The sequence below is a fragment of the Streptomyces sp. NPDC006235 genome (assembly GCF_040613735.1).
In the GTDB taxonomy this organism is placed as follows: Bacteria; Actinomycetota; Actinomycetes; order Streptomycetales; family Streptomycetaceae; genus Streptomyces.
Genome location: NZ_JBEXSR010000045.1, coordinates 35,598 through 50,498, shown reverse-complemented (window position 1 = coordinate 50,498; position 14,901 = coordinate 35,598). Strand labels below are relative to the sequence as shown.

At 69.8% G+C, this 14,901-nt stretch carries 15 protein-coding genes; 14 read left to right on the top strand and 1 reads right to left on the bottom strand.

The genetic code is table 11. The annotated features are described in order from the left end of the window. Window positions 1-30: 30 nt before the first annotated feature. Together efp and nusB are read left to right on the top strand one after the other, a co-directional pair. A complete protein-coding gene (efp, locus tag ABZ192_RS35890; RefSeq protein ID WP_010046444.1) occupies window positions 31-597 on the top strand; it encodes an elongation factor P in 567 nt (188 codons plus the stop codon). 2 nt (window positions 598-599) lie between these two features. Further along, window positions 600-1,034: a transcription antitermination factor NusB gene (gene nusB / locus ABZ192_RS35885; RefSeq protein WP_356928661.1), complete on the top strand. Its 435-nt coding sequence runs from the start codon at window positions 600-602 to the stop codon at window positions 1,032-1,034. Window positions 1,035-1,212: 178 nt separating this feature from the next. Here the strand turns inward: nusB and bldD are convergent, their stop codons facing one another. Then, the gene (gene bldD, locus ABZ192_RS35880) at window positions 1,213-1,716 is read right to left on the bottom strand and encodes a transcriptional regulator BldD (RefSeq protein WP_003988955.1); all 504 of its coding nucleotides are present in this window, start codon (window positions 1,714-1,716) and stop codon (window positions 1,213-1,215) included. Between the two features lie 266 nt (window positions 1,717-1,982). Between bldD and pyrR the strand changes: the two genes are divergently transcribed. The 12 genes from pyrR (at window position 1,983) to coaBC (ending at window position 14,861) form a co-directional block, all read left to right on the top strand. Further along, the gene (gene pyrR / locus ABZ192_RS35875) at window positions 1,983-2,549 is read left to right on the top strand and encodes a bifunctional pyr operon transcriptional regulator/uracil phosphoribosyltransferase PyrR (RefSeq protein ID WP_356928660.1); all 567 of its coding nucleotides are present in this window, start codon (window positions 1,983-1,985) and stop codon (window positions 2,547-2,549) included. Between the two features lie 102 nt (window positions 2,550-2,651). Next, window positions 2,652-3,629, top strand: a complete 978-nt coding sequence (locus ABZ192_RS35870; protein WP_356928659.1) for an aspartate carbamoyltransferase catalytic subunit — start codon at window positions 2,652-2,654, stop codon at window positions 3,627-3,629. A gap of 5 nt (window positions 3,630-3,634) precedes the next feature. Next, window positions 3,635-4,921, top strand: coding sequence for a dihydroorotase (locus tag ABZ192_RS35865; RefSeq protein WP_356928658.1), 1,287 nt, complete (start codon window positions 3,635-3,637; stop codon window positions 4,919-4,921). After that, entirely contained in the window at window positions 4,918-5,487 is a 570-nt protein-coding gene (locus tag ABZ192_RS35860) for a hypothetical protein (RefSeq protein WP_356928657.1), read from the top strand. The genes ABZ192_RS35865 and ABZ192_RS35860 overlap by 4 nt, the downstream gene beginning before the upstream one ends. Next, entirely contained in the window at window positions 5,484-6,626 is a 1,143-nt protein-coding gene (carA, locus tag ABZ192_RS35855) for a glutamine-hydrolyzing carbamoyl-phosphate synthase small subunit (protein WP_356928656.1), read from the top strand. The genes ABZ192_RS35860 and carA overlap by 4 nt, the downstream gene beginning before the upstream one ends. After that, window positions 6,619-9,927, top strand: coding sequence for a carbamoyl-phosphate synthase large subunit (carB, locus tag ABZ192_RS35850; protein WP_356928655.1), 3,309 nt, complete (start codon window positions 6,619-6,621; stop codon window positions 9,925-9,927). The genes carA and carB overlap by 8 nt, the downstream gene beginning before the upstream one ends. 71 nt (window positions 9,928-9,998) lie before the next feature. Beyond that, window positions 9,999-11,105 (top strand): quinone-dependent dihydroorotate dehydrogenase, encoded by a 1,107-nt coding sequence (locus tag ABZ192_RS35845; RefSeq protein ID WP_356928654.1) that lies wholly within the window; start codon window positions 9,999-10,001, stop codon window positions 11,103-11,105. Next, window positions 11,102-11,947, top strand: coding sequence for an orotidine-5'-phosphate decarboxylase (gene pyrF, locus ABZ192_RS35840; protein WP_356928653.1), 846 nt, complete (start codon window positions 11,102-11,104; stop codon window positions 11,945-11,947). The genes ABZ192_RS35845 and pyrF overlap by 4 nt, the downstream gene beginning before the upstream one ends. A 277-nt stretch (window positions 11,948-12,224) precedes the next feature. Beyond that, on the top strand, window positions 12,225-12,548 hold the full coding sequence (locus ABZ192_RS35835) for an integration host factor (protein ID WP_003977346.1): 324 nt from the start codon (window positions 12,225-12,227) through the stop codon (window positions 12,546-12,548). 58 nt (window positions 12,549-12,606) lie between these two features. Then, window positions 12,607-13,200 carry a guanylate kinase gene (gene gmk / locus ABZ192_RS35830; protein WP_356928652.1) on the top strand — a complete coding sequence of 198 codons (594 nt, stop codon included), beginning with the start codon at window positions 12,607-12,609 and terminating at the stop codon, window positions 13,198-13,200. Between the two features lie 71 nt (window positions 13,201-13,271). Beyond that, on the top strand, window positions 13,272-13,544 hold the full coding sequence (gene rpoZ, locus ABZ192_RS35825; protein ID WP_003988945.1) for a DNA-directed RNA polymerase subunit omega: 273 nt from the start codon (window positions 13,272-13,274) through the stop codon (window positions 13,542-13,544). 114 nt (window positions 13,545-13,658) lie between these two features. Further along, complete coding sequence (gene coaBC / locus ABZ192_RS35820; protein WP_356928651.1) at window positions 13,659-14,861, top strand: bifunctional phosphopantothenoylcysteine decarboxylase/phosphopantothenate--cysteine ligase CoaBC; 1,203 nt, start codon at window positions 13,659-13,661, stop codon at window positions 14,859-14,861. Window positions 14,862-14,901: the final 40 nt, after the last annotated feature.

The following is a 14,901-nucleotide window of genomic DNA, read 5'->3' as shown; positions in this document are numbered from 1 at the left end:
TCGTACGTCAGTCCAGGAGATTCCGCAACCGTGGCTTCCACGAACGACCTCAAGAACGGCATGGTGCTCAAGCTCGAAGGCGGCCAGCTCTGGTCCGTCGTCGAGTTCCAGCACGTCAAGCCCGGCAAGGGCCCGGCCTTCGTGCGCACCAAGCTCAAGAACGTGCTCTCCGGCAAGGTCGTCGACAAGACCTTCAACGCCGGCGTCAAGGTCGAAACGGCCACCGTCGACAAGCGCGACATGCAGTTCTCCTACATGGACGGCGAGTACTTCGTCTTCATGGACATGGAGACCTACGACCAGCTCATGGTCGACCGCAAGGCCGTCGGCGACGCCGCCAACTTCCTCGTCGAGGGCTTCACGGCCACGGTCGCCCAGCACGAGGGCGAGGTGCTCTTCGTCGAGCTGCCGGCCGCCGTCGAGCTGACCGTCCAGGAGACCGAGCCGGGCGTCCAGGGCGACCGCTCCACCGGCGGCACCAAGCCCGCCACGCTGGAGACCGGCCACCAGATCCAGGTCCCGCTCTTCATCACCACCGGTGAGAAGATCAAGGTCGACACCCGCACCAGCGACTACCTCGGCCGGGTGAACAGCTAACCGTGGCTGCCCGCAACACGGCCCGCAAGCGCGCCTTCCAGATCCTCTTCGAGGGCGACCAGCGCGGCGCCGAGGTCCTCACGGTCCTCGCCGACTGGGTCCGGCACTCCCGGGCCGACAGCCGGCAGCCGCCGGTGAGCGAGTACACGATGGAGCTGGTCGAGGGCTACGCGCAGCACGCGAAGCGCATCGACGAGCTGCTCGCCCAGTACTCGGTCGGCTGGACGCTCGACCGGATGCCGGTCGTCGACCGCAACATCCTGCGGCTCGGCGCCTATGAGCTGATCTGGGTCGACGCGACCCCGGACGCCGTCGTCCTCGACGAGATGGTGCAGCTGGCGAAGGAGTTCTCCACGGACGAGTCGCCCTCGTTCGTGAACGGCCTGCTCGGACGGCTGAAGGAGCTCAAGCCCTCACTCCGCCGCGACGAGGCCTGAAAGCCAGACAGAACGCCGGAGGGCCCGCAGCAGCGTGACTGCCGCGGGCCCTCCGGCGTTCCCCTGCCGTCCAGGGCTGCCGGGCCCTCACAACGGCGCCGGGGTGGCCGAAACCCATACGGTTTCGGCCACCCCGGCGGCACGTTTCTGCTGACCCTCGGCCAGCTGCGAAAAACGGTCAGCCCTCGTCGTGGGTCGCCACCGCGCGACGCGCGTCCGCGTCCAGGACACCCCAGCTGATCAGCTGCTCGGTGAGGACCGAGGGCGACTGGTCGTAGATGACGGCGAGTGTGCGCAGGTCGTCCTGGCGGATCGAGAGCACCTTGCCGTTGTAGTCACCGCGCTGCGACTGGATCGTGGCCGCGTAGCGCTGAAGGGGGCCCGCCTTCTCGGCCGGCACCGTGGCCAGCCGCTCCAGGTCCAGGACCAGCTTCGGCGGCGGCTCGGCGGCGCCGCCCGGGGTGGTGCCCGGGAGCAGCTCCTGCACCGGAACGCCGTAGAAATCCGCCAGCTCGGCAAGGCGCTGCACGGTCACGGCACGGTCGCCGCGCTCGTACGAACCGACCACGACCGCCTTCCAGCGTCCCTGGGACTTCTCCTCGACACCGTGGAGGGAAAGGCCCTGCTGGGTGCGGATCGCCCGGAGCTTGGCCCCGAGCTGTTTGGCGTATTCGCTGGACATATAGCTCCCCGGCACTGTGTCGACGCGTCTGGCGTGGGTGCCAGGCCGCGCGGCTGGTAACTCACTGTGAGGTTACGCAGCGTTACTCTGCCGCGTCAAGCCGAATGGTCCGCACCGACTCTTCCGTGGTATCGGCACTCTGTTAGGCCGAGTGGGTGATCCGAGGGGGCCGTCCGGGTGGCGGCGAGGGCCTGCTACCGTGGATGGCGCAATCCCGACGTCCTTTAAGGTCCGTCCCGTGAGGCGGAGAAGGAGGTCCGTTTCGTATGGACTCGCACGGCACACCCTCCGATGCCCGGCCCGTTCTCGAAGGCCCCGACATCGCGCGGGTACTGACCCGCATCGCCCACGAGATCGTCGAACGCGCGAAAGGCGCCGACGACGTGGTGCTCCTCGGCATTCCGACCCGGGGCGTCTTCCTCGCCCGGCGGATCGCCGACAAGCTCGAGCAGATCACCGAGCGCAAGGTTCCCTGCGGCTCGCTCGACATCACCATGTACCGCGACGACCTGCGCATGCACCCGCCGCGTGCGCTGGCCCGCACCGAGATCCCCGGTGACGGCATCGACGGCAAGCTGGTCGTCCTCGTCGACGACGTCCTCTTCTCCGGCCGCACGATCCGCGCCGCCCTCGACGCCCTGAACGACATCGGGCGCCCCCGCGCGGTGCAGCTCGCGGTCCTCGTCGACCGCGGTCACCGCGAACTGCCCATCCGCGCCGACTACGTCGGCAAGAACCTCCCCACGTCGTTGCGGGAGACGGTCAAGGTCCAGCTCGCCGAGGAGGACGGTCGCGACACCGTGCTGCTCGGTGCCAAGCCGGCCGCCCAGTAGCGCTCCAGGCGTACGCCGCTGTCGTACGCCGGCTCAGTGCGCGCACATGCGCGCCCGTCTGCCCCGAATCTCCCGATTGAACTGCCTTACGGAGCCTGACAGATGCAGCGTCATCTCATCTCGGCCGCCGACCTCACCCGCGACGACGCCGTCCTGATCCTCGACACCGCCGAGGAGATGGCCCGGGTCGCCGACCGGCCGATCAAGAAGCTGCCGACCCTGCGCGGCCGCACGATCGTCAACCTCTTCTTCGAGGACTCCACCCGGACCCGGATCTCCTTCGAGGCCGCCGAGAAGCGGCTGTCCGCGGACGTCATCAACTTCTCCGCCAAGGGTTCGAGCGTGTCCAAGGGCGAATCCCTGAAGGACACCGCCCAGACCCTGGAGGCCATGGGCGTCGACGCCGTGGTCATCCGGCACGGCGCCTCCGGAGCCCCGTACCGGCTGGCGAACTCCGGCTGGATCGACGCGGCCGTCGTCAACGCCGGCGACGGCACCCACCAGCACCCCACCCAGGCCCTGCTGGACGCCTTCACCATGCGCCGCCGCCTGATCGGCCCCGACGCCGGGATCGGCCAGGACCTCGAAGGCAAGCGCATCACCATCGTCGGCGACGTCCTGCACAGCCGGGTCGCCCGCTCCAACGTCGACCTGCTGCACACCCTCGGCGCCGAGGTCACCCTCGTCGCCCCGCCGACCCTGGTGCCCGTCGGCATCGAGAGCTGGCCCTGCGAGGTGTCGTACGACCTCGACAGCACGCTGCCCAAGTCCGACGCGGTGATGATGCTGCGCGTGCAGCGCGAGCGCATGAACGCCGCCTTCTTCCCGACCGAGCGCGAGTACTCCCGGCGCTACGGCCTCGACGGCGACCGCATGGCGCGGATGCCCGAGCACGCCGTCGTGATGCACCCCGGCCCGATGGTCCGCGGCATGGAGATCACCGCCGAGGTCGCCGACTCCGACCGCTGCACCGTCGTCGAGCAGGTCGCAAACGGAGTCTCCATCCGGATGGCCGTCCTGTACCTGCTGCTGGGCGGAAACGAACCCGCCGTCACCCAGACCCGTACCGAGGAGAAGTAAGACAGATGAGCAAGATCCTGATCCGTGGTGCGAAGGTGCTGGGCGGCGAGCCGCAGGACGTGCTGATCGACGGCGGGACGATCGCGGAGGTGGGCAGCGGGCTGCCCACCGACGGCGCGGAGGTCGTCGAGGCCGAGGGCAAGGTGCTGCTGCCGGGCCTGGTCGACCTGCACACCCATCTGCGTGAGCCCGGCCGAGAGGACTCCGAGACCGTCCTCACCGGTACGCGGGCCGCGGCCTCCGGCGGCTACACCACCGTGTTCGCCATGGCCAACACCTTCCCGGTCGCCGACACCGCCGGTGTCGTCGAGCAGGTCTGGCGGCTCGGCAAGGAGCACGGCTACTGCGACGTCCAGCCGATCGGTGCCGTCACCGTCGGCCTGGAGGGCCGCAAGCTCGCCGAGCTGGGCGCCATGTACGAGTCGGCCGCCGGGGTCACCGTCTTCTCCGACGACGGCAAGTGCGTCCACGACGCGGTGATCATGCGCCGGGCCCTGGAATATGTGAAGGCCTTCGGCGGTGTCGTCGCGCAGCACGCGCAGGAGCCGCGGCTGACCGAGGGCGCCGAGATGAACGAGGGCATTGTCTCCGCCGAGCTGGGCCTCGGGGGCTGGCCCGCGGTGGCCGAAGAATCGATCATCGCCCGGGATGTCCTGCTCGCCGACCACGTCGGCTCCCGCGTCCACATCTGCCACCTGTCGACCGCCGGGTCCGTCGAGATCGTCCGCTGGGCCAAGTCCCGCGGCATCGACGTCACCGCCGAGGTCACCCCGCACCACCTGCTCCTCACCGACGAGCTGGTCCGCACGTACAACCCCGTCTACAAGGTCAACCCGCCGCTGCGCACCGAGCGCGACGTGATGGCCCTGCGCGAGGCGCTCGCCGACGGCACGATCGACATCGTCGCCACCGACCACGCCCCGCACCCGCACGAGGACAAGGACTGCGAGTGGGCCGCGGCCGCCATGGGCATGGTCGGCCTGGAGACCGCGTTGTCAGTGGTGCAGGAGACCATGGTCGACACGGGCCTGCTGGACTGGGCCGGCGTCGCCGACCGCATGTCCTTCAAGCCCGCGCAGATCGGACAGGCCAAGGGGCACGGCCGTCCCGTCTCGGCAGGTGAGCCCGCCAACCTCACCCTCGTCGACACGGCATACCGTGGCTCTGTGGACCCCGCGGGCTTCGCCTCGCGCAGCCGCAACACCCCCTATGAGGGTCGTGAGCTGCCGGGCCGTGTGACGCACACGTGGCTGCGGGGCAAGGCCACGCTCGTCGACGGGAAGCTCACGTGACACCTGTACTCCTGCTGGCCGCCGAGAAGGAATCGGCGCAAGTGACCGACTGGGCCGCCCGCATCGGCTGGGTCGTCGGCCTCGCCCTGTTCGTCGCGCTCGTCTACTGGCTGATGCGCGAGGGCTGGAAGTGGCGCGGCACGCTCCAGGGCGACCTGCCCGAGCTGCCCGTCGCCCCGGACGAGACGGGCCCGGAGCGCCTGACCATGAGCGGCCGCTACCACGGCTCCACCACCGCCGGACAGTGGCTCGACCGCATCGTCGCGCACGGTCTGGGCACCCGCAGCCGCGCCGAGCTGACCCTCACGGACGCCGGACTGGACGTCGTACGCCCCGGGGCGAGCGACTTCTTCGTCCCGGCCGCACAGCTGCGCGAGGCCCGGCTCGACAAGGGCATCGCCGGCAAGGTGCTCACCGAGGGCGGCCTGCTCGTCGTCACCTGGGAGCACGGCGACAAGCTGATCGACTCCGGCTTCCGCTCCGACCACGCGGCCGAACACAACGAGTGGGTCGACACCATCAACTCCATGATCGAAACGAACAGCAGGGAAGGCGCCGAACGATGACCACCTCCACCAGGGGAGCTGCCAAAACTCCCGCCGTACTCGTCCTGGAGGACGGCCGGGTCTTCCGCGGCCGTGCCTACGGGGCCGTGGGGGAGACCTTCGGCGAAGCGGTGTTCTCCACCGGCATGACCGGCTACCAGGAGACCCTCACCGACCCCTCGTACCACCGCCAGGTCGTGGTGATGACCGCCCCGCACGTCGGCAACACCGGCGTCAACGACGAGGACATGGAGTCCAAGCGCATCTGGGTCTCCGGGTACGTCGTGCGCGACCCCGCGCGCGTGCCCTCCAGCTGGCGCTCCCGGCGCACGCTGGACGAGGAGCTGGCCGCGCAGGGCGTCGTCGGCATCTCCGGCATCGACACCCGCGCCCTCACGCGCCACCTGCGCGAGCGCGGCGCGATGCGCGTCGGCATCTTCAGCGGTGACGCGGTCCGGGACGACAGCGCACTCCTCGCGCGCGTGCAGGAAGCCCCGCAGATGAAGGGCGCGAACCTCTCCGCCGAGGTCGCCACCACCGAGCCGTACGTCGTCCCCGCGATCGGCGAGAAGAAGTTCACCGTCGCCGCCGTCGACCTCGGCATCAAGGGCATGACCCCGCACCGCATGGCCGAGCGCGGCATCGAGGTGCACGTGCTCCCGGCCACCGCGACCGTCGAGGACGTCTACGCGGTCGACCCGGACGGCGTGTTCTTCTCCAACGGCCCGGGCGACCCGGCCACCGCCGACCACCCCGTCTCCGTCATGCGGGGCGTCCTGGAGCGCGGCACCCCGCTGTTCGGCATCTGCTTCGGCAACCAGATCCTGGGCCGCGCGCTCGGCTTCGGCACCTACAAGCTGAAGTACGGCCACCGCGGCATCAACCAGCCGGTGCAGGACCGTACGACCGGCAAGGTCGAGGTCACCGCGCACAACCACGGCTTCGCCGTCGACGCCCCGCTCGACCAGGTCTCCGAGACCCCGTTCGGCCGCGCCGAGGTGTCCCACGTCTGCCTGAACGACAACGTGGTGGAGGGGCTCCAGCTCCTCGACCGCCCCGCCTTCAGCGTCCAGTACCACCCCGAAGCGGCAGCCGGCCCGCACGACGCCGCCTACCTGTTCGACCGCTTCGTATCCCTGATGGAGGGCCAGCGTGCCTAAGCGCACCGATATCCAGTCCGTCCTGGTCATCGGCTCCGGCCCGATCGTCATCGGCCAGGCCGCCGAGTTCGACTACTCCGGCACCCAGGCGTGCCGGGTCCTGAAGGCCGAGGGCCTCAGGGTCGTCCTGGTGAACTCCAACCCGGCGACGATCATGACCGACCCGGAGATCGCCGACGCCACCTACGTCGAGCCGATCACCCCCGAGTTCGTCGAGAAGATCATCGCCAAGGAGCGCCCGGACGCGCTGCTGCCCACCCTGGGCGGCCAGACGGCCCTCAACACCGCGATCTCGCTGCACGAGGCGGGGACGCTCGACAAGTACGGCGTCGAGCTGATCGGTGCCAACGTCGAGGCGATCCACAAGGGCGAGGACCGCGACCAGTTCAAGGAGGTCGTGGAAGAGGTCCGCAAGAAGATCGGCCACGGCGAGTCCGCCCGGTCCTACATCTGCCACTCCATGGACGACGTCCTCAGGGGCGTCGAGGAGCTCGGCGGCTACCCGGTCGTGGTCCGCCCGTCCTTCACCATGGGCGGTGCCGGCTCCGGCTTCGCACACGACGAGGAGGAGCTGCGCCGCATCGCCGGTCAGGGCCTCACGCTCTCGCCGACCACCGAGGTGCTCCTGGAGGAGTCCATCCTCGGCTGGAAGGAGTACGAGCTGGAGCTGATGCGCGACAAGCACGACAACGTCGTGGTCGTCTGCTCCATCGAGAACTTCGATCCCATGGGCGTGCACACCGGTGACTCGATCACCGTGGCGCCCGCGATGACGCTGACGGACCGCGAGTACCAGACCCTCCGCGACATCGGCATCGCCGTCATCCGCGAGGTCGGTGTCGACACCGGCGGTTGCAACATCCAGTTCGCGGTGAACCCCGAGGACGGCCGGGTCATCGTCATCGAGATGAACCCGCGCGTGTCCCGGTCCTCGGCGCTCGCCTCCAAGGCGACCGGCTTCCCGATCGCCAAGATCGCCGCCAAGCTCGCCGTCGGCTACACGCTGGACGAGATCCCGAACGACATCACGCAGGAGACCCCGGCCTCCTTCGAGCCGACGCTCGACTACGTGGTCGTGAAGGCCCCGCGCTTCGCCTTCGAGAAGTTCCCGAGCGCCGACTCCACCCTCACCACGACCATGAAGTCGGTCGGCGAGGCCATGGCCATCGGCCGCAACTTCACCGAGGCCTTCCAGAAGGCCCTGCGCTCGCTGGAGAAGAAGGGCAGCCAGTTCACCTTCGTCGGCGACCCCGGCGACAAGACCCGGCTCCTGGAAGAGGCGGTCCGCCCCACCGACGGCCGGATCAACACCGTCATGCAGGCCATCCGCGCGGGCGCCACGCCCGAGGAGGTCTTCGAGTACACGAAGATCGACCCCTGGTTCGTCGACCAGCTCTTCCTGATCAAGGAGATCGCGGAAGAGCTGGCCGAGGCCCCCGAGCTGACCACCGACCTGATCGCCGAGGCCAAGCGGCACGGCTTCTCCGACCAGCAGATCGGAGAGATCCGAGGCCTGCGCGAGGACGTCGTCCGCGAGGTCCGGCACGCGCTCGGCATCCGCCCGGTCTACAAGACGGTCGACACCTGCGCCGCCGAGTTCGCCGCGAAGACGCCGTACTTCTACTCCTCCTACGACGAGGAGACCGAGGTCGCGCCCCGCGAGAAGCCGGCCGTCATCATCCTGGGCTCCGGCCCGAACCGCATCGGCCAGGGCATCGAGTTCGACTACTCCTGCGTCCACGCCTCCTTCGCGCTCAGCGACGCGGGCTACGAGACGGTGATGGTCAACTGCAACCCGGAGACCGTCTCCACGGACTACGACACCTCCGACCGCCTGTACTTCGAGCCGCTGACGCTCGAAGACGTGCTGGAGATCGTGCACGCCGAGCAGCAGGCCGGCCCGGTCGCGGGCGTCATCGTCCAGCTCGGCGGCCAGACCCCGCTGGGCTTGTCGCAGGCGCTGAAGGACAACGGCGTGCCGATCGTCGGCACCTCCCCGGAGGCCATCCACGCCGCCGAGGACCGGGGCGCCTTCGGCCGGGTCCTCAAGGAGGCCGGCCTCCCGGCCCCCAAGCACGGCACCGCCACCACCTTCGCCGAGGCCAAGGCCATCGCCGACGAGATCGGCTACCCCGTCCTGGTGCGCCCCTCGTACGTCCTCGGCGGGCGCGGCATGGAGATCGTCTACGACGAGACGCGCCTGGAGGCGTACATCGCCGAGTCGACGGAGATCAGCCCGTCCCGGCCGGTCCTGGTCGACCGGTTCCTGGACGACGCGATCGAGATCGACGTCGACGCGCTCTACGACGGCCAGGAGCTGTACCTCGGCGGCGTCATGGAGCACATCGAGGAGGCCGGCATCCACTCCGGCGACTCGGCGTGCGCCCTGCCCCCGATCACGCTCGGCGGCTTCGACATCAAGCGCCTGCGCGCCTCCACGGAGGGCATCGCCAAGGGCGTCGGCGTGCGCGGCCTGATCAACATCCAGTTCGCGCTGGCGGGCGACATCCTCTACGTCCTGGAGGCCAACCCGCGCGCCTCCCGGACCGTCCCCTTCACCTCGAAGGCGACGGCGGTGCCGCTGGCGAAGGCCGCCGCCCGGATCTCACTGGGCGCGACCATCGCCGAGCTGCGCGCCGAGGGCCTGCTGCCGGCCGACGGTGACGGCGGCGAGCTGCCGTTCGACGCGCCGATCTCCGTCAAGGAGGCCGTCATGCCGTGGTCGCGCTTCCGCGACATCCACGGCCGCGGCGTCGACACGGTCCTCGGCCCGGAGATGCGCTCCACGGGTGAGGTCATGGGCATCGACTCCGTCTTCGGCACGGCGTACGCCAAGTCGCAGGCGGGCGCCTACGGCCCGCTGCCCACCAAGGGCCGCGCGTTCATCTCGGTCGCCAACCGCGACAAGCGCTCGATGATCTTCCCGGCCCGCGAGCTGGTCGCCCACGGCTTCGAGCTGCTCGCCACCTCCGGCACGGCCGAGGTGCTCAAGCGCAACGGCATCAACGCCACGATCGTGCGCAAGCAGTCCGAGGGCACCGGCCCCAACGGCGAGAAGACCATCGTCCAGCTCATCCACGACGGCGAGGTCGACCTCATCGTCAACACCCCGTACGGCACCGGTGGCCGCCTCGACGGCTACGACATCCGCACGGCGGCCGTGGCACGCTCCGTGCCCTGCCTGACGACCGTCCAGGCGCTCGCGGCGGCGGTCCAGGGCATCGACGCCCTCAACCGCGGCGACGTGAGCGTCCGATCGCTCCAGGAACACGCGGAACACCTGACCGCGGCCCGCGACTAGCAGCCGAAGAGGGGGACACCGGAAACGGTGTCCCCCTCTTCGTGAGGACGCCATGTCTTCGTGAGGACACCATGTACAAGATCTTTTTCAGTCTGTTCTTCAAGCGGATGGACCCGGAGCAGGCGCACCACCTGGCCTTCCGCTGGATCCGCCTGGCCGCCCGCGTGCCCGTGCTGCGCACCTTCCTCGCGGCCGCCCTCGCGCCCCGCCACAAGGAACTGCGCACGGAGGCCTTCGGGCTGCGCATGCACGGCCCCTTCGGGCTCGCCGCGGGCTTCGACAAGAACGCCGTCGGCATCGACGGCATGGCGATGCTCGGCTTCGACCACGTCGAGATCGGCACGGTCACCGGCGAGCCGCAGCCCGGCAACCCCAAGCAGCGGCTGTTCCGCCTCGTCAAGGACCGGGCGCTGATCAACCGCATGGGCTTCAACAACGACGGGTCGCTCCGCGTCGCCGCCCGCCTGGCCTCCCGGACGCCCGTCTTCAAGACCGTCGTCGGCGTCAACATCGGCAAGACCAAGGTCGTACCCGAGGAGGAGGCCGTCGCGGACTACGTGAAGTCCGCCGAGCGGCTGGCGCCCTACGCCGACTACCTCGTGGTCAACGTCTCCTCCCCGAACACGCCCGGTCTGCGCAATCTCCAGGCCACGGAGGCGCTGCGCCCGCTGCTGAGCGCCGTCCGCGAGGCCGCCGACCGCGCGGTGTCCGCGCGGCGTGTCCCGCTCCTGGTCAAGATCGCGCCGGACCTCGCCGACGAGGACGTCGACGCCGTCGCCGACCTCGCCGTGGAACTCGGCCTGGACGGGATCATCGCCACGAACACCACCATCGCGCGCGAGGGACTCGGCCTGAAGTCCGACCCCTCCCTGGTCAAGGAGACCGGCGGCCTGTCCGGCGCGCCCCTGAAGGAACGCTCCCTGGAGGTCCTGCGCCGCCTGTACGCGCGCGTGGGCGACCGGATCACCCTGGTGGGCGTCGGGGGCGTCGAGAACGCCGAGGACGCCTGGCAGCGCATCCTGGCCGGTGCCACGCTGGTCCAGGGCTACAGCGCCTTCATCTACGAGGGGCCGTTCTACGCTCGCGCCCTCCACAAGGGGCTCGCCGCGCGCCTGCGCACCAGCCCGTACGCCACGCTCGCCGACGCGGTGGGCGCCGACGTGAGGAAGACGGCATGAGTGGTCTGGAACCCTTCGGTGCCCGCCTGCGCCGCGCCATGGACGAGCGCGGCCCGCTCTGCGTCGGCATCGACCCGCACGCCTCCCTGCTCGCCGAGTGGGGCCTCAACGACGACGTGGCGGGCCTGGAGCGGTTCAGCCGCACGGCCGTCGAGGCGGTGGCCGACCGGGTCGCCGTGCTCAAGCCGCAGAGCGCGTTCTTCGAGCGGTTCGGCTCGCGCGGCGTCGCCGTCCTGGAGAAGTCGGTGGCCGAGGCGCGGGCGGCCGGCGCGCTGGTCGTGATGGACGCCAAGCGCGGCGACATCGGCTCGACCATGGCCGCGTACGCCGAGTCCTTCCTGCACAAGGACGCGCCACTGTTCTCCGACGCGCTGACCGTCTCGCCGTACCTCGGCTACGGCTCGCTGAGCCCGGCCGTCGCGCTGGCGCGGGAGAACGGCGCCGGCCTGTTCGTGCTGGCGCTGACCTCCAACCCGGAGGGCGGCGAGGTCCAGCACGCCGTACGGTCCGACGGGCGGAACGTCGGAGCGACCATGCTGGCGCACCTGTCCGCGGAGAACGCGGGAGAGGAGCCCCTGGGGTCCTTCGGCGCGGTCGTCGGCGCCACCCTCGGCGATCTGTCCTCGTACGACCTGGACATCAACGGCCCGCTCCTCGCGCCCGGCATCGGCGCCCAGGGGGCGACGCCGGCCGATCTTCCCCGGGTCTTCGGGGCGGCGGTGCGCAATGTCGTGCCGAACGTCAGCCGGGGAGTGCTACGCCACGGTCCCGACGCGGTCGCGCTGCGTGACGCCGCGGAACGCTTCGCGGAGGAGATCCGGCACGCCGTGACCTCCTCCTGACCACTTCCTGCTCTTCTCCGAAGTCCTGCGATGAGTGGTCCGGGGCGCGCTTGAATCTGAATACATCCTCAAATCCGGGGCAGTATGTCCTAAATGTCCGTTCAGATGAAGGCTGACCAGGACTTTTCCGCTGTTCTCGCTGACTCTGGCGGACTTGCCCGCTAGTCTCCGACGAGAGTGAACGGGCAAGCGTGTTGCTCGTAGCTCCCCAGGTGTGGGGCGACTAGGTTCCTCACCGGTCCGTATCCGACAGTTCGACATCCGAGGTGACGTAGGCGTGGCTCTTCCGCCCCTTACCCCTGAACAGCGCGCAGCCGCGCTCGAAAAGGCCGCCGCGGCTCGCCGGGAGCGGGCCGAGGTCAAGAATCGACTCAAGCACTCCGGCGCCTCTCTTCACGAGGTCATCAAGCAGGGCCAGGAGAACGACGTCATCGGCAAGATGAAGGTCTCCGCCCTCCTCGAGTCCCTGCCGGGCGTGGGCAAGGTCCGCGCCAAGCAGATCATGGAGCGACTCGGTATCTCCGAGAGCCGCCGCGTGCGTGGTCTCGGTTCCAACCAGATCGCCTCCCTTGAGCGTGAGTTCGGCAGCACCGGTTCCTGAACCGGGCATTCCGGGGGAGCGAGTCCCGGGCACTCCGGGATTGCTGGATAATCGCTGCATGGCTGCAACACCCCGGGGGACCACCCCCGTGCCCCCGGACGTACGTCCGCGGCTGACCGTGCTCTCCGGCCCCTCCGGGGTCGGCAAGAGCACGGTCGTCGCCCATATGCGCAAGGAACATCCCGAGGTCTGGCTCTCGGTGTCGGCGACGACCCGCAAGCCCCGCCCCGGCGAGAAGCACGGAGTCCACTACTTCTTCGTCAGTGACGACGAGATGGACAAGCTGATCGCCAACGGCGAACTGCTGGAGTGGGCCGAGTTCGCGGGCAACCGCTACGGCACGCCGCGCGCGGCCGTACAGGAGCGCCTGGAGAAGGGTGAGCCCGTACTGCTCGAGATCGATCTCCAGGGCGCCCGTCTGGTCCGGGAGTCGATGCCCGAGGCCCAGCTGGTGTTCCTGGCTCCGCCCTCCTGGGAGGAGCTGGTGCGCAGACTCACCGGGCGGGGTACCGAACCGCCCGAGGTCATCGAGCGCCGGCTCGAGGTGGCGAAGACCGAACTGGCCGCCGAGCCCGAGTTCGATACGACCCTGGTGAACACCTCCGTCGAGGACGTGGCTCGCGAGCTGCTAGCCTTGGTGGACGTCGTGTGACCATCGCTGATCGATTCCGGGTCTCGCTGATCACCCCGACAGAATCTTTCCCATCCATCGGAAGGTAGAGCGTGTCCTCTTCCATCTCCGCGCCCGAGGGCATCATCAACCCGCCGATCGACGAGCTCCTCGAGGCCACCGACTCGAAGTACAGCCTCGTGATCTACGCGGCCAAGCGGGCCCGCCAGATCAACGCGTACTACTCGCAGCTCGGCGAGGGTCTCCTCGAGTACGTCGGTCCTCTCGTCGACACCCACGTCCACGAGAAGCCGCTCTCGATCGCCCTTCGCGAGATCAACGCGGGGCTGCTGACGTCCGAGGCCGTCGAGGGCCCGGCGCAGTAAGTACTATTTGCAGCTTGACGCTGACTTTTCCACAGGCCCGGCAGGCCGACTGCCGGGCCTGTGGTGTGTCATGGAGTCGTACGGTGTGCCGGTTGCCGAGGTCCGGGGAGAGACGTGGACAAGCCGAAGGTCGTTCTGGGGGTCACTGGCGGCATCGCCGCGTACAAGGCCTGTGAGCTGCTGCGGCGGCTGACGGAGTCGGGCCATGACGTGCGCGTGGTGCCCACCGCCTCCGCGCTGCACTTCGTCGGCGCCGCCACCTGGTCCGCGCTCTCCGGAAACCCGGTCTCCACCGAGGTGTGGGACGAAGTGCACGAGGTCCCGCACGTCCGCATCGGACAGCACGCCGACCTGGTCGTCGTCGCCCCCGCCACCGCCGACATGCTCGCCAAGGCGGCCCACGGCCTCGCCGACGACCTTCTCACCAACACGCTGCTCACCGCCCGCTGCCCGGTCGTCTTCGCCCCCGCCATGCACACGGAGATGTGGGAGCACCCGGCCACCCGGGAGAACGTGGCGACGCTGCGCCGCCGCGGCGCCGTCGTCATCGAACCGGCCGTGGGCCGCCTCACTGGCGTCGACACCGGCAAGGGCCGGCTGCCCGACCCCGGCGAGATCTTCGAGGTCTGCCGCCGGGTGCTGGTCCGGGGCGTGACCGAGCCCGACCTGAAGGGCCGGCATGTGGTGGTCAGCGCCGGAGGCACCCGCGAACCCCTGGACCCCGTCCGGTTCCTCGGCAACCGCTCCTCCGGCAAGCAGGGCTACGCCCTCGCCCGCACCGCGGCCGCCCGCGGCGCCCGGGTCACGCTGATCGCGGCGAACAGCGCCCTGCCCGACCCGGCCGGCGTGGACGTCGTCCCCGTGGGCACCGCCGTGCAGCTGCGCGAGGCGGTGCTGCGGGCCTCCGCCGACGCCGACGCGGTGGTCATGGCGGCGGCGGTGGCCGACTTCCGCCCGGCGGTGTACGCGGCGGGGAAGATCAAGAAGAAGGACGACCAGGAGCCGGAGCCGATCACCCTGGTGCGGAATCCGGACATCCTCGCGGAGATCTCCACCGAGCGCGCCCGCCCCGGACAGGTCGTCGTCGGCTTCGCCGCGGAGACCGACGACGTGCTCGCCAACGGCCGCGCGAAACTGAAGCGCAAGGGCTGCGATCTGCTGGTGGTGAACGAGGTGGGGGAGAGCCGGACCTTCGGTTCCGAGGAGAACGAGGCCGTCGTCCTCGGCGCCGACGGCAGTGAGACCGCGGTGCCGTACGGACCCAAGGAAGCCCTGGCCGAAACCGTATGGGACCTGGTGGCCGAGCGTCTCCGCTGATGTTTCATGCGCCCTGCGACCCCGTGAAACCCGGCCGATC